The sequence below is a fragment of the Martinezella tropici genome (genome assembly GCF_003287875.1).
Classification (GTDB): Bacteria; Pseudomonadota; Alphaproteobacteria; order Rhizobiales; family Rhizobiaceae; genus Rhizobium; species Rhizobium tropici_C.
This window is the reverse complement of the sequence record NZ_QMKK01000054.1, coordinates 60,304-84,606: the sequence shown is the minus strand read 5'-3', so window position 1 is coordinate 84,606 and position 24,303 is coordinate 60,304. Positions and strand designations below refer to the sequence as shown.

Here is a 24,303-nt window from a genome sequence, read left to right as displayed (position 1 = left end):
TCCTGCACGCCTATTCGGCGGCAACCTTTGCGGCAGCGAGGCGTTCGGCCACCTTTTCGGCATGCGCCGTCAGACCATCGCGGAACCAGGCGCCATCCTCCCAAGCCTGCTTGCGGGCATTCAGCCGCTCCGCATTGCAGGGGCCGTTGCCGGCGATCACGTTGAAGAATTCTTCCCAGTCCGGCTCGCCGAAATCGTAGCCGCCCTTTTCCTCGTTCCACTTCAGATCGGGATCGGGGACGGTTAGGCCGAGGTACTCCGCCTGCGGCACAGTCTGGTCGACGAATTTCTGCCGCAGCTCGTCATTGGAATTCTGCTTGATCTTCCAGGCCATCGACTGGGCCGAATGCACGGAGGCATCGTCCGAAGGGCCGAACATCATCAGCGACGGCCACCACCAGCGGTTCAGCGCATCCTGCACCATGGCCTTCTGCGCCGGCGTGCCCTTCACCATTTTCATCAGGATGTCGAAGCCCTGGCGCTGATGAAAGCTTTCCTCCTTGCAGATCCGGATCATGGCCCGCGAATAGGGACCGTAGGAACAGCGCTGCAGCGGAACCTGGTTCATGATGGCCGCGCCATCGACGAGCCAGCCGATCGCGCCGATATCGGCCCAGGTCAGAGTCGGATAGTTGAAGATCGAGGAATATTTGGCCCTGCCGGAGTGCAGCTGCTCATACATCTCGTCGCGGCTGATGCCGAGCGTCTCGGCAGCGCAGTAGAGATAGAGGCCGTGGCCGGCTTCGTCCTGCACCTTGGCAAGCAGGATCGCCTTGCGTTCCAGCGTCGGAGCACGGGTAATCCAGTTGCCCTCCGGAAGCTGGCCGACGATTTCCGAATGCGCGTGCTGGCTGATCTGGCGGATCAGCGTCTTGCGGTAGCCTTCCGGCATCCATTCCTTTGGCTCGATCTTCTGGCCGGCATCGACACGCTCCTGAAAGGCGCGTTCCTGGGGATCCATCTCGTCAAGGGAACGGATGCGGGCGCCATCGGTTTTCACCATCTGTGCATACATTGATCTTCCTCCGTCCTGGCACGTCCGGCGCGCTAAAGAGTGATCGCAGGCCTGCGGACGCCTTGAGGATCTGAGCCAAGCTGACGCTTCATGGCTTCACCAGTATAGGCCTGTTTCACGCTCTCCTCCACGAAACATCGATCCGACAGCGAGCGCATTAGCCGACCGATCGGTCATTGTATTAGCATGCCATATGTCACAGCACAAATGAATTTTTGGATATTTCTGTGACATTCAATGCCGTGAAAGCGTGCTGCGAAGAGAACTCACACGCTATGTGACTGAGTGGATTGATCTTTCAGCGGGACTTGAGGTGATCGAGCCGAGCCTGGCTTACCGGCGTTGTTTCTTGAAGCTTGCCCGACTCGTTCACGAAACGGCGACCGACATAGGCGTCCGCCTTTTTTGACAGACGCAAATAAAGTTCGGCAAATAGGCGCCGAGCCTCCTCGCCGGGCCAATCGGCCGGCAGGGCGGACTTGGGAAGATGCGGCTCGCGCAACATGATTAGGCGATATTGATGGACGAGAAGCAATCGCGCGATCAGACAATCGAACGGTGACAGGGCCACACAATCGCCGACTCCTCGCGAAAATGTGCCGAAGCGGGCAGTGAATTCGCTGTAAGCTTCCGCAAAGTGCCGCAGGTTCCAGGCCTCTTCCGCGAGCTCCTTCAAGGCGCCGTTCTCGGTCGCAAGCTCAGCGTTGAAGACAACGACGCGACCCGGCAGCGGTGGCGCGGGATGCGTACCCATCGCAAGACGGGGGCTCAGCCTAGCGAAGCCGTCCCGCTCCAGTCCCTGCATGATCTCCTCCGGAGCGGGTCCATTGATAAGGACGAATTGCCATCGGACGGCAGGCTCCGGCCCATAGAAAAGACTGGCGGCCTCGGCGAATTCCGCCTGGGCCGCGTCCGTCAGCCGATAGTAGCTACGGCGCCCTTCCCGCTCTCCGGCAAGCTGGCCGGCGGTCACCAGTCGCGACACGGCAGTGCGCACCAGCGTTTCGGTAATGCCGACGCTCCTGCATGTCTCGATGAGATTGCCGATCCACACGACACCGCCCCGCGGCTCGATGACATCGCCATAGATCGTGACGATGAAGCTCGCCGCCTTGATGGGCAGATCGGCGAGAAGCGCCGCGACCGCTTCGCTCAAATCATGGCCGAGTTTGATGTTATCAGCCGACACTCCCAACCCTGCTCCGCATCTGAAATTATCAGGGTTTATTAGCGTGAGACGCTTGCACTGTTCAAGGCGAGTACGGACAGAAGGCTTTATCGTGACACATTCGTCGGCAACGCCGTGGTGTATTTGACGCATTTCAGCGAGAAGTGCGATGACGAGCTCAGCACGGCTTCATGGGTCAGGATACCGCGCATCAAAAGCCCTTCATATTCCCGCACATCGGCAACGACGGCACGGATGAGATAATCCCATTCGCCCGACATGGAATAGCATTCGAGCACTTCGCGATAGCTCGCGATGAACTGTTCGAAATCGCGGCGGGTTGCTGGATCGTGGGTCTTCATCTTGACCTGGCAGAAGACATTAAGGCCCTTGCCGATCTTGTCGGGATCGACAAGGCGGACCGTTCTGCCGAGCACGCCAGCGCTCTCCAGCGCCTTGATCCTTCGCCAGCAGGAGGCAGGCGATGCGCCCACTTTTTCGGCCAGTGCCGCCTGGCTGATGTCGCCCTCTTCCTGCAGCACGCGAAGGATCGCCCTGTCGACGTGATCAAGATTGAAATTTTCCATTCAAAAATCCGCCAATTCTGAAATAAAACAACCAAATACTAGGGTAATTCCTATGAGATTGAAAGGAATAACGCGGCCACTTTGAATTAGAATCATGCGACCATGTGCAGGAGGAGCAAATGGCCCAACTGGCGATAAGAAAGCATGAGCGCAACGCGCCCGACGACCGCATTGACTGGCGCAGGGTTGCCCGCCTCGTCCACCTTTCAAGAGCCCTCGATGAGCTGGAAGAGAAGCGTCTCGTTCCGGAAAAGAAGGTCCTTTATCAATTTTCCGCACGCGGCCACGATGTGGCGCAGATCCTTCTCGGCACGCAACTGACCGGCCTGCACGATGCCACCTGCGGCTATTACCGATCGCGGCCGCTTCTGCTTTCGCTCGGGGTCGACCCGGCCGATGCGCTCGGTTCGGCCATGGGACGCGCCGGCGGTTATTCCGACGGGCGCGACATTGGTGTCGTCTTCAACTATCCGAACCTCTCTGGCGCATCGGCGCTGCCCATGTGCGGCGGTGTCGGCGCCCAATATACGCCGACGGCCGGCTGGGCGCAGGCGATGAAATACTACGCGACCACTTTGGGGCGCGAAGAATATGCGCGGGATATCGGCGTCGTCCTCGGGGGCGACGGCTCGGTCGCCTCGAACGGTTTCTGGGCCGCACTGAGCGCCGCAACGACGCAAGCATTGCCGATGCTGTTCTACATCGAAGACAATGGCTTCGGCATCTCGGTCCCTTCAACCGTGCAGACCCCAGGCGGAAATATCGCAGCCAATCTGGCAAGTTGGAGACATCTCGCAATATTCGATGGCGACGGCTGCGACCCCGTCGAGGCTGCACGTCTCGTACAGGAGGCCGTCTTCTTCGTCCGCGAAGAGCGTAAGCCTGCCCTTTTGCGGCTGACGGTCCCTCGGCTTGAGGGCCACAGTTTTCAGGATACGCAGGCCTACAAGAGCGAGGAAACCGTTCGGCGCGAATGGGAACGCGATCCACTGCCGCGCCTGAAGGAATTCCTCATTCCGGCCGTCATGTCGATCGAGGAATGGAACGCCTGCGAGATCGAGGCTCACGATAGGGCCGAAAGAGCGCGCGCAGCCGCCGAGGAGCGGCCGGTCGCCGATCCCTCCTCCGTGACACGCCATGTATTCTTCGATGGCGACATGCAGACGATGGGTGGGCAGCATCCATCGGGATATGTGCCTCCGGCGACAACGGATAAGCCCGAGACCGCCGGCCCGCGCATCAACATGGTCACCGCCATCCGTAGAACGCTCGAACATGAAATGTCGATCAATGAGCGCGTCCTCATGTTCGGCGAGGATATCGGCCCCAAGGGCGGGGTTCACGCCGTCACCCTTGGAATGCAGGAAAAATTCGGCAACGAACGGGTTTTCGATACCTCCCTATCCGAGGAGGGGATCATCGGCCGTGCCGTGGGCATGGCGCTGGCCGGCCTCGTACCCATCCCCGAAATCCAGTTCCGGAAATATGCCGAACCGGCCACCGAACAGCTCAACGACTGCGGCACGATCCGCTGGCGCACCAATAACCGCTTCGCCGCCCCCATCGTGGTGCGCATGCCCGGCGGCTTCTTCAAGTGCGGCGATCCCTGGCACAGCCAGACCAACGAAGTTGCCTTTGTCCATCAACCAGGCTGGAAGGTTGCTGTTCCCTCGAACGCCGAAGATGCGGTCGGCCTGCTGCGCACCTCGATGCGCGGCAACGACCCGGTCATCTTCTTCGAACACAGGGCCATGCTCGATCACCCGTGGGCACGCCGCCCCTATCCCGGCGACGATTTCGCGCTGCCCTTCGGCAAGGCGAAACGGACACGGACCGGCAACGACATCACCATCGTCACCTGGGGCGCCATGGTTCACCGTTGCGAGGAGGCTGCCGAGGGCATCTCGGCCGATATCATCGATCTTCGCACGCTGATGCCCTGGGATCAGGAGGCCGTACTCACATCGGTCGCCAAGACGCATCGCTGCCTCATCGTCCACGAAGATCTCGAAGCCGCGGGCTTCGGTGCCGAGATTGCTGCGGTCATTGCAGACAAGGCCTTCACGGATCTCGATGCGCCGGTCTCCCGGCTCACCATGCCCGATATTCCGAGCCCGCATAATCCCGTCCTGCTGGAATGGGCCGTGCCCTCGACGGAACGGATTACCAAGCGCATCACCGAGATCCTGGAGTTCTAGGGAATGACGAACACTGTCGAGATCACGGCCCCGATCGAACAGGAAGGCACGAAGGCAGTCGTCCGCAATTGGCTGAAGCAAATTGGCGATCATGTCCGCGAAGGCGACGCCCTCGTCGAATTGGAAACCGACAAGGTAACGCAGGAGATATCGGCGCCCTGCGATGGTATCCTGAGCGAAATCTCCATGACGGATGGCGATGACGCCGCACCCGGGGCGATCCTGGGACGAATGAGCGTCGAAGCGATCGGCATTGCAACAGAAGCGACCGCCGCTCCGCCGCCAATGCATCACGCCTCGACGGTGACCGCCTCCAGCTATTATTCACCTGCCGTTCGTAGCGCCGCCAAGGAATACGCGATCGATCCCGCTTCGCTGAAAGGCAGTGGCAAGGGCGGGCGGGTCACGCGCGCCGATATGGATCATGCGCTGGAAGCCAGCAAATCCCATCCAGCCGTTCCGGTATCGCAGCAGGCCACGACCGAGCAGCCTTTCTCGGCAAATCCGATTGACGTCAAATCCCGGACCGTACCCCATTCAGCCATGCGGCTTGCGATCGCAAGGCACATGGCCGAATCCCTTGCGACCGCACCTCAGGTCACTGCGGTCTTCGAGGCGGATTTCACGGCGATCATGCGCCATCGCGAAAGCCACAAGGACCGTATGAGGGCGGAGGGCATCAACCTCTCCTACACCGCCTATTTCGTGGCGGCGTCCGTCGCCGCCATGAAGATCGTACCGGAGGTCAACAGCCAGTGGCACGACGATAGTCTTGAAATATTCGAGGACGTCAACATTGCGGTCGGCATCGCATTGGGCGACAAAGGCCTGGTCGCACCGGTGCTCCGGCAGGCGCAGGATCTTCCGCTGGAGACCATTGCCGCCCGCCTTCAGGATCTGACGAACAGGGCACGATCCAATACGCTTAAAGCCGACGAGCTGAAGGGCGGAACCTTCACGATCTCCAATCACGGCGTCTCCGGCTCGCTGGTGGCCTCCCCCATTATCATCAACCAACCGCAATCGGCGATACTCGGCATAGGCAAGCTGGAAAAGCGTGTCGTCGTTCGGGAGGTCGATGGGGTCGATACGATCCAGATCCGCCCAATGGCCTATGTCTCCCTGACGATCGACCACCGCTCCCTGGACGGCCACCAGACGAATGCATGGCTGACGGAATTCGTGCGGGTTCTGCAGAATTGGCCTCAATAAGTGGAGGGAGGTGCCCATGAAGAAAACGGCGTTTTTCGATAGTCTGGCGGAGCAGAAGCCCGATCCCCTGCTGGAATTGATCGCCAAGTTCGCCGCCGATCCGAGAGCCGGAAAGATCGATCTTGGCGTCGGCGTCTATCGCGATGAAGCGGGCCGCACCCCTGTCATGAGAGCCGTCAAGGCGGCCGAGCATCATCTCTGGGAAACGCAAAAATCCAAATCCTATATCGGCCCGGAGGGAGATCCCGCCTTCCTGCGGGCGATGGCTCTCGAGGTTTTCGGCGAGCGCCACGGCGGCAGGCGGCTCGCCGGAATTCAGACCCCTGGCGGCACAGGCGCTCTGCGCCTGGCTGCGGAACTGCTTGCCCTCGACAAGCGACGGAAGATCTGGATCGGCACACCGACATGGGTCAATCACCAGCCGATCTTTGCCGCGGTCGGCCTTCAGGTCGGAACCTATCGTTTCTTCGATATCGGCAAGCAGGCCGTTCTGATCGACGACATGCTGACGGCCCTACGGAACGCCGCGCCCGGTGACGCGGTGCTGCTGCAAACGAGCTGCCACAATCCCACGGGCGCAGCTCTCTCATCGCAGAATTGGCGAGATATTGCCGACGTCGTCGCTGCCAAGGAATTGCTCCCTCTCTTCGACAACGCCTATCAGGGCCTCGGGCGCGGCCGGGTCGAAGATGCGGCCGGCATGATTGATGTCATCGAAGCGGTCGGCGAAGCCATGGTCGCTGTCTCCTGCTCCAAGTCTTTCTCGCTCTATCGAGAGCGCACCGGCGCTGTCTATCTGTTTGCGGATCAGCAGGCGTCGTTGAACAAGGGCATTGGTAATCTCGCGGGTTACGCGCGCGCAAGCTACTCCATGCCGCCCGCGCACGGAGCAGCCATCGTTGCGGCAATCCTCCAGGAGCCGTTCCGCCGTCAGCTCTGGGTGGATGAACTGAACGACATGCGCCTCCGCATAACGGAAATCCGCCGTGCGGCCGGAGAAGCCTTTGGTCGATTTCTTCCGGAACTCGCCCATATGAGCACCCAGGAGGGCATGTTCTCCCTGCTGCCGATCTCTTCCGAAAACGTCCTGAAGCTCCGGGCCGAACACGGCATCTACATGCCGGACTCCGGAAGGATCAATGTTGCGGGCATGCGGGTCGAGGACGTCGCGTCCGTGGCCGAATGCATCGGCCCCTACCTGGTTTGAAGATGAGCCTGAGCGGTCCTTGCCGGTGATCGACCGCGATGCTCAAGCCTCACTGAACGAGTACGGGCTGCATGCAGCGCGCATCGGTCACCTTTATGTCGGCCTGGCCGACACCGACGCCAAGGACGCCAAGCAGATTGTAGAGGAGCTGGTCGACCGGAGCGGTGACGGCAGACAGCGTATCGGCGACGGCTCCCAGCACCGCGCTCGGCGTGCCAAGGGTCAGAATGAGCACCTGAATGCTGATATTGGCATTTTTCAGAAGTGACTGGACGGCCGAGGTCAGGATAGTGCTGGTTGAAACGGTCTTGACTGTGCCGGCAGAAATTTCCGAGGGCTGAAAGGTCACGCGTGTCGGGCTCATATTGGCGATATCGACCTGCGCGCTTGCGATCACCTTCAGAAGCAGGGAATCGATGATGGCTGCTGGAGTAACGCGTGGCTTGGAGCCGAAATTCACGAAAGCCGAAGTATCGACGTCCCCAAGCGCAATCTCCGCCACGCCGGGTACGGCGTCGATCCCGACGACGGCGTTCGGCATGCTGCCGCCGACACAGCTTATCGAGGCAAGCTTGGCCTCGGCAGGCGCGATCTCAACATAAAGCGGCACCCTGATCTTCAAGCCTGCAATCAGGGACAGGCCGGTGACCGAAACTTCGATTGCCGCGCGCACTTGCGGCGTGCGAACGATAGTGCCCGGCGCGCCCACGGCGGCCGCCGGTGCTTGTTGTGCGATCTCCCCGATCGCCAGCGTCATCTTCGTCGCTGCAAGACCCGGCACGTTAGCCCCAAGATCGAGCGCGATCTGCCTTTGCTGATTGGCGGCCATCGCGGTTGCGGAGATCAGGTCCATAACGCTGATCGTGGAAGTCAGGTTGGGCGCGGTTCCCACGACATCCGTACCGAGAGGACCGAGGTTCACGATATCCTGCAGCTTGACGGTGAGCTTCGTGGTTCCCAGCGTCTTGCCCAGATTGTTGATGATGGTGACGACTGCCGGGGAAAGATTGGACGATTTGCCAAGCGCGCCAAGAATCTTGTCATAGGTGACATCGGTCGCCAGGAGCTGATCGTAGCTTACCCCTGTCAGCTTGAGATCCGTCGCCAACAGATTGAGGAAGCTTAAAAGGTTTACCTTCGCGCTGATGAGCGCCTGATAGTCGACGAGATTGAGAGAGACCTGCGTCCCAAGAAGAGAGCCCAGAAGCTGGTTTAGAATGCCGCCATTGAGGCTCGCCAACCGGGAGCCGATAGAAAAAGCTGCCAAACGCTCGCTGGAAGCGGTACCCGTGGCGCTCAAGGTCGGCGGGTCGGCAAAGGCGGAGGCAAAAGGCATCACCGCCTTCTGCGTCAGCGTGACCCTTACGGAATCGGAGAGGGAAGTCCCCGGCGTGAAGCGGTTTTGAGGCGCCACGGATGTGTCTGCCTTATAGGACCCTAGAACCATATTGCCCAAGGTTTCATATTGACCCGACGTGGCCGCCGCCGTCGTGATCTGCCCGTTTGCGGTCATGTAGCTGCTGCCCGATGCCACTGCGGCCGTCGTGCCGTTGCTTTGAAGATTGGCCAGGAGCGCGCTCTGCGCATTTGCGATATCGGCGGCAGCCGTGATTGCGCCAATGTCGCTCAATTGCTGCAGGCGCCGCTGCTGCAGCGTCATCATGCCGTAATCGATGCCGAGGCCAAGGCAGTAAAGGATCAAGGGGGAGGCAAGCGCAGTGGTCACCGCGACGTTTCCCCGCCTGTCCGTCAAGGAGGCGAGCCGACCGAGAAGCCTCTTCATCAGAGACCTCCCAGCCGAATGGTCGAATAACGGCGGATGGTCGAATCCGGCATGGCGAAAGTATAGAGATTCCAGATCGGAAGATTGGATGCGTCGTAGGCGGCGCTCACGGTGAACTGGTTGGCATTGGCCGGGTCTGTCGCGACGGTGACCGTCAGCTTGTCCTTGTTGATGAAGGCGTCGTTAATCGTCGAGCGGGAGACGAAATCCTGGACCAGCTGGCTTCGCTCCGTGGCCGACAATCCCGCGATCGCGGTTCGCGCGGCATCGGCGGTCAGCTGCTGTAGGGAATGGGCCGCGGCGAGATAGATGCCGAAGGCAACCAATGTGAGAAGCAATAGGAAAAAAAGCGGCGCGATTAAAGCGAATTCGACCGCTGCAGCTCCCTTCTTGTCCCTGCCGAAATGAGAAACACGATACATGCTCCTGTCTCCTTCAATCGGCCGCCATCTATGCGATGACGGTCGAGGAGACATTAGGCTTTGGGTGTTAATTTTATATTTCTAAATAAGATACTTTCTAATATTATTACATCTTAATTATATTAGATACTTGATAAAGCTCTCATTACTTTCTTGATCATCGCTGCGCGATTAGCCATCGTCATATCGCATTTTCGCAAGCTACGATCACGGCATCCGCCGCAACTGCGATCACGGACAGCTGTCATTTCTCCGACCCTGATCGGGTCGCGAGGACGACGCCAGAACTCGTATGTCGTCGATCTACTTTTTCTTCGGCGCCAATTCCCAGCCGCCCTGCAAGTTTCTTACGAAACGGCGGTTTCCTTTGTAATAGGTCACCGCACCGGTTCGATCCACCTTGATCGACGTCGGCAGCGATTGCGTGACCGCTTTCAGCCGCTCGACCATGTCAAACGCTTCCTGTCTTTTTCCAGCGCGGATCAGCGCCATCAGCTTGGACTCTTGTTTCATCCTCTATATTCCCGTTCATGGAGGATCAGGGGGTGGCGGAGTGTGTGGTCCGTCGGTTGTTTTTTCATATCGATCAACCCGCTCGGCGTTGCATGAGCAGCGAACGCAGTGCCACGACCACCACGCAAACGCTGGAGATTAGAAAGATTGCGCCGGACATGGCGTAAATCGTCGGCGAAGCGCCGGCATTCATCTTGCCGAACAGCACCACCGGCAACGTGTTTTGGCGACCGGCCAGATAGAAGGCGCGCGTAAACTCGTTGAGCGACAGCAGGAGCGAAAAGATGAAGGCGCTGACGAGACCCGGGCGGATCAACGGCAGCGTAATATCCAGGAACTGCCGGAGCCGGCTTGCACCAAGATCGTCTGCCGCCATCAGGTAGGTGCGCTTGACGGCGGCAAAGCTTGTCAGGATGACGATGAAGGCAAAAGGCATCGCCCACAGCAGATGGCCGGCAATGACGGTCAAGGCCGAAGCCTTCACGCCGGCACGGCTGATAACGGTCGATAGCGCCAGTCCCTGGATGACGCCCGGCACGAACATCGGCAGAAGCACCGCCAGGAACCACAGTCCGCGGCCGCGGTGCAGCTCGCGATATGCGAGCGCCGCACCGAGCGACAGCAAGGTCGTGATAACAGCCGTCGCCAGCGCTATCATGATCGACTGGCCGAGCGCGGCGACAAGCGCGCTTTCCGCCCCGAGCGCGACATACCATTTCAGCGTAACATCGGAAAAATGCGGCAGGCCGGGCTGAAGCGCCGGATTGAAGGAGACGCCGAGCAAATAGAGCGGCGGCGCATAGATCACGGCGAGACCGATGATGGTCAGCGTCCAGATGACGATGCGCGGTGTCGTACCCTCCCTGACGATCATTGGCCGCGCTCCTCGAACAGCGAGGAGAGGCCGAATATGGCGTCTCCGATCAGCACCAGTCCGAAGACGATCACGAGCATCAGCGTCGAAATCGCAAAGGCGAGCGGAAAATTGGCGACACGCATGACGTCATTGATCATCACCGATACGATCGATGCGCCGGCGCCGCCGAGCATCTGCACCTCCGTCGACGAGCCCGCGACCATGACGAAGACGAACAGGAACCCGGCAAAAACACCGGAATAGGTCAGCGGCAACAGTACGGTGCGTGCCATCGTCCAGAAGCCGGCGCCGAGATCGCGCGATGCCGCCAGCGCGATAGGATCGACGCGGCGCATGGAGAGCAGGATGGGGAAGGTTGCGAACGGCAGATAGGAGGCGACCAGCCCGACGATGACGGCAAAGTCGCTGAACAGCAGCCAGTCGAGCGGCGCGTCGATAATCCCGGCGTGCTGAAGTAGCGTGTTGATGACGCCGGTACGACCAAGCAGCAGCCGCCAGGAAAAGGAGCGGATGAGATAGGACGTGAAAAACGGGATGGTAAGGAGGGCTGCGAGCAGAACCGACAGCCTGCGCCCGGCCAGGAAATACATCGCATAGGCGGTGGGATAGGCGATGATGAGGCAGATAGCCGATGTCAGAAATGCTTTGCCGAGGGTCGACAGAAACACGCTCCAGCGCCCGGCCTCCAGGACCGCGCCGTAGGCGGCGAGGCTGAACTCCGGCTTGATCCAGTAAGTCGCGGAATCCCAGGCACAGAAGCTCCAGACCACGACCAGGACCAGCGGTGCAAGGCCGAGCACGAGGATCGCCGCAAGCGGAGCGGCCAGCAATAGAACCGGTGTCTTCATGGTCTAACCCTCCTTCTCTCGGTGTTGATCCCATCGGCTCGGGGCCGGCCTGTCCTCGAACAGAAGGGCCAGCCCCGCTCCATCGCCTTACATCAGGCGTTGCGCAGCCTCTGCCACCACTCTTCGTAGAGTTGGAAGTTGTCCGGCCGGCAATTCTGCCAGTAGACTTTCCCGGAGAACTTGGCCTTCACATGGTCGGCGAGCTTGGCGACGTCGTCGGCCTTGTATTCGTCGGGATGGGCCTTGGCATAGGCGAGGTTGTTGTCGGTCGGCACGAGATAGCCGCGCGCCTTGCCCAGTTCGCAGCCATAGAGGCCGGCAAGCAATGCATCGACGAATTTATGGGCCGCCTCGGCCTTGCCACGCTCCGTGGCACCCTTGAGCAACACCGTATTGTTGCCCCAGCCTTCATAGCCTTCGGCGGGTGCGGCATATTCCACCTGAAGCCCGCGCTTGCGGCCTTCATAGACAATCGGTTCCCAGCCGGTCATGGCGTCGACCTCTTCGTTCGCCACCAGCTGCACGCCCTGCTCCCAGCCATTCCAGAAGGTCCGGAATTGCCCGTCCTTCTTGTGCTTGATCAGGAATTCCATCACGAGGCCGAGCTCGGATTCCGTCAGATTGCCCGGATCCTTGATTGGCTTGTTTTCTGCTTCCTTGAGATAGATCGCCGTGAAGATGGCGCTGTTGATCCAGGCGTCCTCCATCGCGACCCGGCCTTTGAGCTTGGGATCGAAGATGACGCCATAGCTGTCGACCTTCCCGAGCTTGTCGGGGCGGTAGATGATGGAGTCGGCGTTGACGACGGTCGGGATACCATATTGCTTGCCTTCATAGGTCAAGGTCGGTATGTCTTTGGCCCATTGCCAGATGCCTGCGAAATTCGGGATCTTGGACACGTCCCAGGGCGTAATCAGCCCTTGCTTGGCGAGCTCCCTTTCAGCGCCGCCCTGAAAGCCGCCGACATCGAAAAGATCATTGGCATTGCCGGCGGCAAGGCGCGCGACGACCGGGCCGACATCATTGCCGTTATCGGTGAATTCGGGCGAAACGCCGCTCTGGCGCGCAAATTCCTGCCATTTGTCGCCGATGTCGAGCGTCGCCGTGGCCCAGAATGCAACCGTCGCGTCATCGGCCATGGCCCGCGTCGCGGTCAACCCACCAAAGGAAAGCGCGGCCGCACCCGCACCCATCAGTTTGAGCATGTCACGGCGCTGCATGTTGCTCCTCAAGGCGGAGGAGGCAAGATCTCTATCTTTGTTCATCGTGTCATTCCCTTCCCTTATTTTTCGCTTGTTTCAGCCATTCGGGTCCTACTCATCGCCTGAAGCCAGGGCCGGTATTCCGGAACGATCAATCAAGAGCGCAGCACCCGGCTTCAGATGCACACGCACGCTTTCGCCCGGCAAGGGCGGTGTCTCATCCGCGCTGGTCGTTAGCACCACGCGCTGGCTGTCGGCGAAAGCGAGCGTAACGTCATGGCTGAGTCCGCGATAGATACTTTCGACAACCTTAAGTTCAATTGTTTCGGCCGCTATCGCGGCAGCCGGGACAAGCTCAATTCGGTCTGGACGGATTGCAACCAGAGCATCAGACGGCGGCGGCGCTCCGGAAAAACTTGCGCTCAGCCGTTGGCCGGCAATCGTGGCAACGGCCTTTTCGCCGGAAACCGTAATATTTTCGGGCTTCAGAAGCGTATCGATACCGACAAAGCGCGCAACGAAAGCATTGGCCGGCGCCTCGAAAAAGCGGGACGGCACATCGGTCTGCTCGATGCGTCCCTTGTGCATGACCGCCATGCGATCGGAAAGGCTGAGCGCCTCGTCCTGATTGTGGGTAACGAGAATGAACGTCGCGCCGGTACGCTTGTGCAGCCGCCCGAATTCGTCGCGCATCTGCTGGCGCAACCGCTCGTCAAGTCCGGTCAGCGGTTCGTCGAGGAGGAGGATGCCCGGCTCCATGACGAGCGCGCGGGCGAGCGCCACGCGCTGGCGCTGGCCGCCCGAAAGCAGATTGACGTCGCGATCGGCAAAGCCGGAAAGTTCGACGAGATCCAAGGCATTCTCGACCTTGGCCTTCAGCCCGGCACCGGCAAGTCCACGCAACTTCAGCCCATAACCGACATTCTGCGCGACATTCATATGCGGGAAGAGCCCGAGCGACTGAAACACGGTATTGACCGGGCGGCGATTGGCCGGAACGCCGGCCATATCTTTCCCATCGAAAAGAACGCGGCCCGACGTCGGCCTGTCGAAACCGCCGATCAGCTTCAAAAGCGAGCTCTTGCCGCAACCGGACGAGCCGAGCAGCGTAAAGAACTCCCCTGCCCTGATATCGAGCGTCACGTCGTCGACGGCCCGCATCGGCCCGAAACTCCTGACGATATGGTCGAGACCGATCGCAATCGCCATATCAGACGCTTCTCCCATCGCATTCGCGGATGAGCAGCAGCCCCTCCCTGCTCACTTCAAGCTCCTGTCCGGCAGCCACCAGCGAGGTGGCAGTCGCCTCCTCGATGAGAAGCGGGCCGGCGATCTTCTCGGAAGCGGGCAGTTTCGTGCGTTCGTAGACGGGGCAGGATACCCAACCAACCGTGCCGCCGAAGTAGACCTTGCGATGACCCTTGAAGGCCGCATCCAGCGAACGGCCGGCGCGATCGAGTTTCGGGATGGCGATGACCGGACCGTGAAGCACCGCCTCCAGATGGATCATGGTGATTTCGACCGGGGAGCCGGGCAGTCGGAACGTATAGGCGCGCTCATGCGCTGCATGGAAACGTTCCGCAAAGCTTTCGGCGTCGTCGTCCATTTCGAACAGGGCGAAGACGCCGTGTTCCTGGCCGCGATAGCGGGCCTCGACGCGGCAGACGTAGCGGATCTCGGCCGCATCTCCCTTGGAGAAATATCTGACCGCATCCCGTTTCAACTCGTCGAACCGGCGCTTGAGATTGCCGACGGCCTCCGATGCGAGGGGCGCAAACCAGGTGCTGCGGAAATCTGCGCGCGGCTCGGCTGCCAGCATACCCCAGGCGGAAAAGATGCCGGGATGCGGCGGCACGACCGTCACCTTCACACCGAGATCACGCCCGAGACCTGCGGCAAGCGCAGGACCGGCGCCGCCGGAAATGACAAAAGCGGCGTCGCGCGGATCGTGCCCGCGCTGAACCGTCACGAGCTTCAGCGCGTTGATCATCGACGCATGGGCGATCTCGACGATGGCAAGCGCCGCATCCTCGACCGACAGGCCCATCGGCTTGGCAATCGTCGCAATCGCGGCGGCGGCCTTGGACTTGTCGAGCTGCATCTGCCCGCCGGCAAAGCTCGCCGGATCGAAGATGCCGAGCGTCAGCAAGGCGTCGGAAAGAGTCGGTTTGTCTCCGCCTCTTCCATAGCAGGCCGGGCCAGGTATCGAGCCGGCGCTTTCCGGCCCCACGCAGAGCGCGCCGCGCTCGTCGATGCGAGCGATTGATCCGCCGCCGGCGCCGATCTCGACGATATCGACCACCGGCACCTGCACCGGGTAGCCGGGCGCGATGCGGGTATGCTCGAGCTTGTATTCACTGTCGAGCGTCGGCCGGCTGTCGTGAATCAAGGAACATTTTGCAGTCGTGCCGCCGACATCGAGCGACAGCACTTCCGATTCAGCCATTACAGCACCGATGCGTGCGGCACCCGCAACACCACCCGCGGGCCCGGATTCGACAAGCGTCAGCGGGCTCATCTGGGCCTGATCGAAAGTGGAGATGCCGCCATTGGACTGCATCGCATAGTAGGGGCAGGTGAGGTCGCGCTCCATCAGCGCGCTTTCGAGCCGGGCGAAATAGCGCTTGATGATCGGCTGCACATAGGCGTTGAGCACCGCCGTATTGGAGCGCTCATATTCCCGCCATTGACGGGAGACCTCGTGGCTGGCGCAGACAGTCACATCCGGCAACGCCTCGGCAATCGCCTTGGCGCAGGCGATTTCGTGCTCGGGATTGACGTAGCTATGGAGGAAGATCACGGCCACCGCCTCGACCTTGCGGGCGCGGCACTCGCGGATGATCGCCTCGACATCGCCAAGCTCGATGGGTGTCAGCACCTGGCCCTTGGCATCCATGCGCTCGCGCACCTCGAAGCGCAGGCTGCGGGGTACGAAGGGCTCCGGGCTTTTGAACCGGAGATTATAGAGATCGGGGCGATTGCCGCGGCCGATTTCCAATACGTCGCGAAAACCGGCGGTGGTCACCAGCGCCGTCCTGACACCCTTGCGTTCGGTGATCGCGTTGATGACGGTCGTTCCGCCATGGGCGAAGAAGATCACGTCGCGCGTCGAAAGCCCGTCCTTCTTCTCGGCAAGTGCGATCGCCGCAAGGACGCCTTCGGATTGATCGTGAACAGTCGTCAGGCTCTTGGCAGTGAAGATCTCACCCGTGCGCTCATCATAACCGACGAGGTCGGTAAAAGTACCGCCTACATCCGTCGCCAGTCTGATCATCCCGCCACCCTTTCTTCATATCCATATTGGCTGCGGGCCGCCTCGCGGGTGATGTAGCCGTCTTCGATGTCGCGACGGATATATTCCGGCTCGCGTGCGTGAGGCTCGCCCCAGCCGCCGCCGCCGCCGGTGATGATGCGCACGAGATCGCCGCGGTTCAGCCCGATATGCGGCTCGCGGCCGAAATTGCTGACCTTGCCGCCATCCTCCACCTGCAGGAGATTGATGCTGCCGGGCTTGCCTCCCTCGATGCCCCAGGGCGGCGTGTCCGTTCGCCCGAAGCTGCAATAGGCTGATACATCGTCTCCAAGAATCTCGTAATCGCGGATGACGCCGAAACCGCCGCGGCGGCGACCGGCGCCCGATCCTCCCTCGACGTTCAGCGCATAGCGGCGCACGAGCAGGGGAAAGCGCGCTTCGATCACCTCGACGGAATAATTGTAGGTGTCGCCATCGGTGAGCGCGATCAGCGCATTGGCGCCGTCGCCGTCCTTGCTCGCGCCCCAGCCGCCATGCTGCGGCTCGATATGGATGAACGGCTGCCCCGTCCCATCCCTGCCAGCGATATAGACGACGCAAAGGCTCGTATAGGAACCGGCGGAGAAGCGCTCGGGCATGAGTTTGGCGAGCGCCTTCCAGACGAGTTCGGAGGCATGCACCGAGCCTTCGTAATACCAGCCCGTAGGCGAAGGCTTTTCCGCCGTGAAAACCGAACCTTTCGGCGCGATGACGGTGAGCGGCCGGAACCAGCCCTCGTTGGACGGCGCCTCCGGCGCCACCAGCGCCTTGAAGATGGTGCGAACGGCCGATTGCAGCGCACCTGCCGCACAATTGATCGGCCCCGCGACCGCGGGCGGGCAGCCGGTGAAATCCGCCGTCAGCCGATCACCGGCGATCGTGACCGCCACCTGCACCCTGATAGGATCGGTGGTGACGCCGTCGCCATCGATAACGTCAGTCGCTTCGTAGACCCCGTCGGGCAGCGCGGCGATGGCGGCGCGCGCCTGCCTCTCGCTCACGGTCAGTAGGTGATCGAATGCGGTCTTCACGACGTCGGTTCCGTATTTGCCGGCCAATTCGGCCATGCGACGGGCGGCAACGCGAACGGTCGCCACCTGTGCGGTGAGATCGCCGATCGCAACGTCAGGCAAACGGACATTCTCGCGGATGATCCGCAGAACTTCTCCCGAAAAGCGATCGCTGCGCACGACTTTCACACCCGGCAACCGCAATCCTTCCTGAAAGACGGAGACGGCATTCGGCGCAAGCGAGCCGGGAACCGAGCCGCCGACGTCAAGATAATGAGCAACGTTGATGGCATAGGCCAGAATCCGCCCTTCGAAGAAGATCGGCTTGACGATGGCGAAATCGCAGGCATGCGTACCGCCGGAATAGGGATCGTTCGTCAGGAGAATGTCGCCATCTTCCAGATCTTCACCATAGAGAGCGATCAATGACTTGACCTGCGTGCCGAAAGTGCCGGTGAAGAGCGTGATGCCGTTCATCTGCGCCACGAGCTCCCCTTCGGGCGTCAGGAGACCGCAGGCAAAATCAAGCACCTCATAGATGACCGGGCTCATCGAGGTTCTGGCCATGACCACACCCATCTCGTCGACGGTGGCTGCCAGCTTGCCCTCGATAATCTCCTGCGTCACCGGATCGACGACGACCACGAATCTACCTCGCATTATAATATTCGCACGAGTGCAGATTAGGTGTTTTTTCGCCCATCGAAAGCCTTCCCGATGGGTGGGCACACATGCTGAAACCTACCCGTTCGGGTAGGTCACCTATTGAGCATGCCCTTTTGACGCGCTGCGGTGACGGCTGCCGTCCGCGTCGAGACGTTGAGCTTGGCGAAGATGTTGCGCAGATGGAATTTGATCGTGTTGTCGGAAAGCGCCAGCATCCGGCCGATTTCCTTGTTGGAAAGCCCGGAGCTCAGCAACTCCAGCACCATATGTTCCCGGCCGGTAAAGGCGGATCCGACGTCGGCAATGGCCGGCTCCTGCATCGTCTCGGCAGCCACGAGCAGAGACTGGAGACGCTTGCGGGTCACGTTTGCCACTGTCGGATGAGTGGCAAGTGAGCGAAGCTCACCAAGGCCCGCTGCATGATCAAGATGCAGCAAGGCGCGATAGTCGTCGAGCGGCATCGTCAGCACAAGATCGGAAAGGCGGGCGGCGGCGACATCGGCACGGTCCTCAGCGAGCAGAATCCCTATGTCGATGAGAGCAAGCTCGATCGCGCGCGGAATATGCAGGCGCTGGGATTGACGCGTTCTGAACTGATCGAAGACCTCGCGCGCCTTGGAAACTTCGCCGAGCGCCAGATAAGCGCGCGTCCAGAAAATTGCCGGGGTCGCGCCGCGCAGATGAATGGAAAGCAGATTGGCGCGATCCGCAACGATAGCCTGTATGCCGAAACCGTTGGCCTCGGCGTGCCGGATCGCCTGGTCAAGATCACCCGATGCCATGAGAAGCATGGCACGCTCGCCATCGATCAGGCGGCTGAGCCGATCGAAGCCGCGCCGCCGCGCCGCCGCACGGATGCGATCCATGGCGGCGTGAGCCGCCAGGAAATCCTCATGCATGCGCAAGACCCGTTGTTCGGCCATGAAACCCGCTGCGAGAAGATCAAACCATGTATCGTGGCGCTCGAGATGCGGCAGCGCCCATTCCAGCATGCCGGCCGCGGCCTCTGCCTCGCCCCCCATCGATAGCACTTCCGCCTTCAGAACCTGGCCGACCGCGTCGAGATCGCTGCCGGGACCGATATTGGCTTGTGCTTCGCAGATCAATTCGTCGTAAGAGGCAAGCGCGCTCGCGCAATCGCCCGACAGAAAGAAGGCCTGGCCGATATGCGTGTAGAGATGCATCGCACCGAAATCGGCACCGCCGTCGCGAAAGGCGCGAATGGCGAGATGACCGTAATGCAGCGCCCGATCAAGTTCGCCTCGGATCAGGAAATTGTAGGACAGCATATTGAGCGCCAGCGCGCGATGGATGAGTTCCATGCCATCCGGCTGCTGCAAATCATCTTCCAATGCCGAGAGATCGGCCGTGCTCGCCCAGTGATCCGTATAAAGCGCAAGGAGAATGCGCACGACGCGCAGGTCTTTCGCAAGGATCGGATCACCGGAGGCGGCACGCTCGGCCGTGGCGAGATAGTGATTGGCTGCGGCAAGCTGTGCCGCTTTGGCATGAAAAATCGAAAGTCCTAGCGTCGCGAGGGGAAAGCGGACCAGATCGATCTCCGAGGCATGTCCGCTCAAGGCCTGGAAAAGCGTTGCGCCGCCCCGCGTGGTGGCATAGACACGCCTCCATCCGCCGGCGGTTTCGACGATACGCGCTGCAAGATTGGCGTTATCCGCCAAAAGCGCGTGATGGACGGCGCGGTCTATATCGCCATGAGCCTCGAACCAGTGTGCTGCACGGTTCAGCGCACGGTTGGCATCGATACCCCTGCGGCCGGCGGTTCTCTTGAGAAACTCGTTGAAGACCGGGTGGAACCGCATCCAGTTGCCCGGCCCGGCAAGCAGCGTCACCGGAAGGGCGTACTCATTCAGCCGCTCGATCAGGCCCGCGTCCTCGCCGGTTTCCAGCACTGCCTCGAGAAGCGGCCGATTGAAGGCCGGCAAGGCCGCAGTCTCGATCAGAAACAAGCGGATATCCTCGGGCAGATGCTCAAACACCTGCTCCGAGAGATAAGAGCCCATATCCGCGCCGCCTCCGTCGAAGGAGGCGAGAATGGTATCGCTTTCCTCGGATTCCGCAACCAGAAGGCTCACCATCTGCAACGCGACCGCCCAGCCCTCCGTGCGGCGATTGAAGGAGCCGACCTGCTCTTCGGTCAGATGCGCGCCCTTGCCCTCAAATAATTCCCGCGCCTCGGCATCGGAAAAACCGAGTTCGGCCACGCCGAACTGCTTGAATTCGCCACGCAGCCGCAATGCCGACAGAGGAAAGCGCGGCGGACTGCGGCTGACCAGCACCAGCTTGACATGCTCGAGCGAAAGATCGGCAAGGATCTTTGCCATCAGGGCCTCGGTCGCATCCGTCTGAGCAAAGTGATAGTCGTCGAGGAAGATGACGAGCGGCTCTTCGATCTTGCGCAGGCGCGTCCCGAGCACGGAAAGAAGCGCTGTAGCCGGCAGATTGCCGGCATCCGCACCGTCCTCGTTCGAGAGCGTCTGCAGGGCATCGATCAGAGCGAGCAGGAAAGCTTCCTGGCTCGTATGCTCGGCATCGAGCGACACCCAGCACAGCTTGACCCGATCTTCCTTCAACAACTCGTACCATTGGACGGCGAGCGACGTCTTGCCGTAACCGGCCGGCGCGACGATGGTCGTCAAACGACGCAGCCCGGCGCGCCGGAGCTGCCGCAACAGGTCGCTGCGTCTAATAGTTTGCTGCCCGCTGGACGGGGGAGCAAATCGATTCTGTCCACTCATGGGGCCGGATGATGCTGTCTTGGCAAGCAGTTTGCAACCCGCGCGAAAACGTTTGCAAAGCCGGTTAATCTCGATCGTTCAGAAGACTACGCCTACATGCAATAGTTGATTTTTCTCGCCACTGCAACGAAAAGCGTGAGACCCTCGAAGCGGGATCGATCGAGACGAAAGCCGGCCAGCATCCCCTGTCGACATGCCGGAGAGCACAAAATTTTGCCGGTTGCGACTATAAACGGTCCGTTAGGGATTTGTTGACCATAATTGGAGGTATAGCGATGCCGCAGGCGCGGCGCCTCTGAGTTCTGTATCTGTTAGCAAGGCGAAAGTCGTATCCGTGCATCACGCGATCTTTTCCATTCCGGCGACAACTTTCGCCATCGCCTCTTCCTTCGTCGCTTGCCGGCTGGCGCTGATCGCGATGCTGATGCTTGGCGCCTTTGCCGGCTCGGCTGCGGCCGAAGACCGGGCACTCAAACTCTTCTTCACCCATACCGGAGAAAGGGCGACCATCGTCTTCAAGCGCGGTGGTAAATATGATCCGAGGGGCCTTGCTCAGATCAACCGCTTCTTGCGCGACTGGCGAAAGAACGAACCGACCCGGATCGCTCCGGAATTGCTTGATCTGGTCTGGGAAGTCTATCAACGCAGCGGCGCCAGGGAATCCATACACGTCGTCTCGGCCTACCGCTCTCCCTCCACCAACAGCATGTTGCGCAACCGCTCGCGTAGCTCCGGCGTCGCAAAGCACAGCCAGCACACGCTCGGCAAGGCGATGGATTTCTATATTCCCGGCGTCAAGCTTGCGAGCTTGCGCGCCATCGCCATGCAGATGCAGATCGGCGGCGTCGGCTTCTATCCCAACTCCGGCTCGCCCTTCGTGCATCTGGATGTCGGCAGGGTACGAGCCTGGCCGAGAATGTCACGCCAGGAACTGGCACGGCTTTTCCCGAACGGGCAGACGCTGCATGTGCCGGCGGACGGCAGACCGCTGCCGGGCTATGAGGTGGCGGTCGCGCAATCCAGGAAGCGGCCATCCCAGGTGAGCAGCAGGATCGCGACCGCGGTGGAGGACGATGATGATGCCGGATTGTCGGCTGCATCTCGCAGCGGCATGCCCGACAGCAGCCTTATGACCAGCATGCTGCCGACGCCTAGGAATCGAGCCGTGAACGGGCTGGAGGCTCAGCTCGGCAAGCGCGTGGCCGAGGAAAGCAAGGAGCAGCCCTTCGCCGATCTGGCCGCCTATGCCATTCCGCTGCCGGCATGGCGGCCAACCAGCAGTATCGTCGTCATCCCGACGGCCGCGCCTGAAAGACCAGCCGCTCCTGTTGTGCTGGCAAGCCTGGTAGTGGGACGCAACGAGGCTGGAAAACTCGTCATGTCGGACAACACGAAGAATACGGACGACAACGCCATGGCAAAGATGCAGCCAATAGCGCAGCTGCCAAGCTCCGCCGCGCAGCACGTATCCGGCGGCGTCGGAGCCATGTCGACGGGGCCATCGTCGCCTGGGCGTTGCAGCCGCCGGGCACGGCAGTCGACATGACGCTCCCGAGCCTCGTCAGTGCGCCAATACCGATGCATGAGGATATGGCCGACATTCAGGACGGAGCCGCCTATGAGGGTGACGACTTCGATGTCGAGCGGTTCGGCTTCGAAGGCTGAGGCCGCCTTCGCCCCGCTCCATTGGCAAATCAGTTCGATGCATCCGATGGTCGGTCCGCGTGCTCCGACAAGGAAAGATGCGCGAGGCCGCCAAGCGTAAAGCGAACCAGCCGGTCCGCCAGCTCCTCGTCCGTAGTCGCATCCCGCCCAAGCGCAGGAATGATCTCGGAGACGCGTTTTTCGGCCACCAGAAGCATGAAGCAGGGCGCCATCGTCGAAAGCGCTGCCTGAGCGACGAGCGGATGGTCCGGTGGCACGCCAAGGATCTGGGCGATGACACCAAACAGCAAAGCTTTCTTCGGCTCGATCTCCTCGCGGCGGAGCTTGTCGATATGAGGCGTGGGCGCGATCAGTTCGCGCACGACCACCTTGGCCGGCCATGAACTCTCATTTCCTGTCCTGACGACCGTGACCAGCAAACCGATGAACCGGCGCAGCTTCTCCTTCGGGTCGATGTCCGCATTGATCATGCGGGCAAGCACATCGTAACTCATCAGGCGATGATGGGCCTCGGCAAGAACATCTTCGTACAAAGCCTCGATGCCGCCGAAATGATAATTCACCGCGGCCGCATTCGTCCCGGCGCGCAAGGCGATTTCCTTTGCGGTCGCGCGGTCGAAGCCGAATTCGGCGAAAACGGCGCCGCCGGCTTCGAGCAGGCTCGTGCGCGTGGCCGCCCCGTCCTGCCGATCTCGTGACCGCGCCGTTCGTCTTATGCCTCTGGCCATTGTCTTTGCCTTCCATTAATTCAAATATTAATTTGAAATTTGAATTTGACAAGTGTTATAATCTGCTGCGGATCAATCTCGGTCACAATTCGTTTCACCAGAGCCGACCGCTCGTTCGGAGTTCAACAAAGCATGCAGCGTGTCATCGTCATCCTGGTCCTGTTGATTGCAGTCGCGGGCGGTGCCTGGTGGTATCTCCATCGGGATAACGGCGCGAACGATCTCGTTCTCTATGGAAATATCGACTTCAGACAACTCACTCTCGCCTTCAATGGCAGCGAACGTGTGGCTGAAGTCCTTGTCGAAGAGGGAGCGCAAGTCAAGAAAGACCAGATCGTCGCCAGACTGGATACCAGCCGGCTCCGGCCGCAGGTCGCCCAGGCGGAAGCGCAGGCTGCCAGCCAACGCGCCAATCTCACCCGCCTCAAAAACGGCAGCCGCCCCGAAGAGATCGCCCAGTCCCGTGCCAATGTCGAATCCGCCAAGGCAGAGGCCGTCAATGCCCGCGCCCAGTTCGAGCGTCAGAACGCGCTCGCTCCCAAGGCAGCCGTCAGCCAGCAGGCCCTGGATGAAGCCCGTTCGGCCGCCGCCGTCGCCGACGCCAAGGTCATCGCAAACCAGAAGGCGTTGGATCTGCTCGTTGCCGGCTCGCGCGTGGAGGATATCGAGGAGGCCGAAGCGCAGCTGAATGCGGCTGAGGCCAATGTCGCGCTCCTCCATCAACAGCTTGCCGACGCCGAATTGAGAGTGCCCGTCGACGCTATCGTACAGTCCAGGCTGATCGAACCCGGCGAGATGGCGTCTCCCACGCGGGCTGCCTTTTCGCTTGCGACCATCAGCCCGAAATGGGTGCGTGCCTATATCTCGGAAACCCAGCTTGGGATGCTCCGTCCCGGCATGAAAGCCTCCGTCACCGTGGACTCGCTGCCAGGGCGGACGATCGGGGGATGGATCGGCTTCATTTCCTCCGTTGCCGAGTTCACGCCGAAATCGGTGCAGACGGAGGAATTGCGCACGAGCCTCGTCTACGAGGTCAGGGTCTTCGTCGACGATCCCGACAATATGCTGCGGCTCGGCATGCCGGCAACCGTCCGGCCGCTTCCGGGCGAACAGTCGGCTCCGCCAACCGCGCAGCGGCAATAGAACGAGGA

Annotated in this window: 18 protein-coding genes and 1 pseudogene; 5 read left to right on the top strand and 14 right to left on the bottom strand. The window is 60.8% G+C overall.

All coding sequences use genetic code 11. The features are described from left to right. Positions 1 to 10: 10 nt before the first annotated feature. The 3 genes from paaA to DQ393_RS25700 form a co-directional block, all read right to left on the bottom strand. Positions 11 to 1,015, bottom strand: a complete 1,005-nt coding sequence (gene paaA / locus DQ393_RS25710; RefSeq protein WP_112344530.1) for a 1,2-phenylacetyl-CoA epoxidase subunit PaaA — start codon at positions 1,013 to 1,015, stop codon at positions 11 to 13. 298 nt (positions 1,016 to 1,313) lie between these two features. Beyond that, positions 1,314 to 2,204: a phenylacetic acid degradation operon negative regulatory protein PaaX gene (gene paaX / locus DQ393_RS25705; RefSeq protein ID WP_112344529.1), complete on the bottom strand. Its 891-nt coding sequence runs from the start codon at positions 2,202 to 2,204 to the stop codon at positions 1,314 to 1,316. An 86-nt stretch (positions 2,205 to 2,290) separates the two neighbouring features. After that, positions 2,291 to 2,770, bottom strand: coding sequence for an Lrp/AsnC family transcriptional regulator (locus DQ393_RS25700; protein WP_112344528.1), 480 nt, complete (start codon positions 2,768 to 2,770; stop codon positions 2,291 to 2,293). Between the two features lie 119 nt (positions 2,771 to 2,889). Between DQ393_RS25700 and DQ393_RS25695 the strand changes: the two genes are divergently transcribed. Genes DQ393_RS25695 through DQ393_RS25685 form a run of 3 tightly spaced genes read left to right on the top strand, consistent with a single transcriptional unit; the run spans position 2,890 to position 7,387 of the window. Then, positions 2,890 to 4,968, top strand: coding sequence for a transketolase C-terminal domain-containing protein (locus DQ393_RS25695; RefSeq protein ID WP_112344527.1), 2,079 nt, complete (start codon positions 2,890 to 2,892; stop codon positions 4,966 to 4,968). Between the two features lie 3 nt (positions 4,969 to 4,971). Next, positions 4,972 to 6,180 (top strand): dihydrolipoamide acetyltransferase family protein, encoded by a 1,209-nt coding sequence (locus DQ393_RS25690; RefSeq protein ID WP_112344526.1) that lies wholly within the window; start codon positions 4,972 to 4,974, stop codon positions 6,178 to 6,180. A gap of 16 nt (positions 6,181 to 6,196) precedes the next feature. Further along, complete coding sequence (locus tag DQ393_RS25685) at positions 6,197 to 7,387, top strand: aromatic amino acid transaminase (protein ID WP_112344525.1); 1,191 nt, start codon at positions 6,197 to 6,199, stop codon at positions 7,385 to 7,387. 49 nt (positions 7,388 to 7,436) lie between these two features. Here the strand turns inward: DQ393_RS25685 and DQ393_RS25680 are convergent, their stop codons facing one another. The 10 genes from DQ393_RS25680 to DQ393_RS25635 all read right to left on the bottom strand — a co-directional run bounded on the left by DQ393_RS25680 (position 7,437) and on the right by DQ393_RS25635 (position 20,660). Then, positions 7,437 to 9,170 (bottom strand): pilus assembly protein TadG-related protein, encoded by a 1,734-nt coding sequence (locus tag DQ393_RS25680; RefSeq protein ID WP_112344524.1) that lies wholly within the window; start codon positions 9,168 to 9,170, stop codon positions 7,437 to 7,439. Continuing rightward, positions 9,170 to 9,592, bottom strand: coding sequence for a TadE/TadG family type IV pilus assembly protein (locus DQ393_RS25675; RefSeq protein WP_112344523.1), 423 nt, complete (start codon positions 9,590 to 9,592; stop codon positions 9,170 to 9,172). Before DQ393_RS25675 ends, DQ393_RS25680 begins: the two co-directional genes overlap by 1 nt. Before the next feature lie 303 nt (positions 9,593 to 9,895). Further along, entirely contained in the window at positions 9,896 to 10,084 is a 189-nt protein-coding gene (locus DQ393_RS25670) for a hypothetical protein (RefSeq protein ID WP_245430456.1), read from the bottom strand. Positions 10,085 to 10,178: 94 nt separating this feature from the next. Beyond that, positions 10,179 to 10,979, bottom strand: a complete 801-nt coding sequence (locus DQ393_RS25665) for an ABC transporter permease (RefSeq protein ID WP_112344521.1) — start codon at positions 10,977 to 10,979, stop codon at positions 10,179 to 10,181. Then, positions 10,976 to 11,830 (bottom strand): ABC transporter permease, encoded by an 855-nt coding sequence (locus tag DQ393_RS25660; RefSeq protein WP_112344520.1) that lies wholly within the window; start codon positions 11,828 to 11,830, stop codon positions 10,976 to 10,978. The genes DQ393_RS25665 and DQ393_RS25660 overlap by 4 nt, the downstream gene beginning before the upstream one ends. Before the next feature lie 92 nt (positions 11,831 to 11,922). Continuing rightward, the gene (locus DQ393_RS25655) at positions 11,923 to 13,095 is read right to left on the bottom strand and encodes an ABC transporter substrate-binding protein (protein WP_112344519.1); all 1,173 of its coding nucleotides are present in this window, start codon (positions 13,093 to 13,095) and stop codon (positions 11,923 to 11,925) included. Positions 13,096 to 13,143: 48 nt separating this feature from the next. Further along, positions 13,144 to 14,241, bottom strand: a complete 1,098-nt coding sequence (locus DQ393_RS25650; protein ID WP_112344518.1) for an ABC transporter ATP-binding protein — start codon at positions 14,239 to 14,241, stop codon at positions 13,144 to 13,146. A gap of 1 nt (position 14,242) precedes the next feature. Beyond that, a complete protein-coding gene (locus DQ393_RS25645; protein ID WP_112344517.1) occupies positions 14,243 to 16,306 on the bottom strand; it encodes a hydantoinase/oxoprolinase family protein in 2,064 nt (687 codons plus the stop codon). After that, positions 16,303 to 17,994 (bottom strand): hydantoinase B/oxoprolinase family protein, encoded by a 1,692-nt coding sequence (locus DQ393_RS25640; protein WP_112344516.1) that lies wholly within the window; start codon positions 17,992 to 17,994, stop codon positions 16,303 to 16,305. Before DQ393_RS25640 ends, DQ393_RS25645 begins: the two co-directional genes overlap by 4 nt. A gap of 98 nt (positions 17,995 to 18,092) precedes the next feature. Continuing rightward, complete coding sequence (locus DQ393_RS25635) at positions 18,093 to 20,660, bottom strand: LuxR C-terminal-related transcriptional regulator (protein WP_245430455.1); 2,568 nt, start codon at positions 20,658 to 20,660, stop codon at positions 18,093 to 18,095. Positions 20,661 to 21,177: 517 nt separating this feature from the next. Between DQ393_RS25635 and DQ393_RS25630 the strand changes: the two are divergent. Beyond that, positions 21,178 to 22,424, top strand: a pseudogene (locus DQ393_RS25630) (DUF882 domain-containing protein). A 29-nt stretch (positions 22,425 to 22,453) separates the two neighbouring features. Here DQ393_RS25630 and DQ393_RS25625 read toward each other — a convergent pair. Then, positions 22,454 to 23,152, bottom strand: coding sequence for a CerR family C-terminal domain-containing protein (locus DQ393_RS25625; RefSeq protein ID WP_112344514.1), 699 nt, complete (start codon positions 23,150 to 23,152; stop codon positions 22,454 to 22,456). Between the two features lie 132 nt (positions 23,153 to 23,284). Between DQ393_RS25625 and DQ393_RS25620 the strand changes: the two genes are divergently transcribed. Next, a complete protein-coding gene (locus DQ393_RS25620; protein WP_112344513.1) occupies positions 23,285 to 24,295 on the top strand; it encodes an efflux RND transporter periplasmic adaptor subunit in 1,011 nt (336 codons plus the stop codon). Positions 24,296 to 24,303 lie beyond the last annotated feature (8 nt).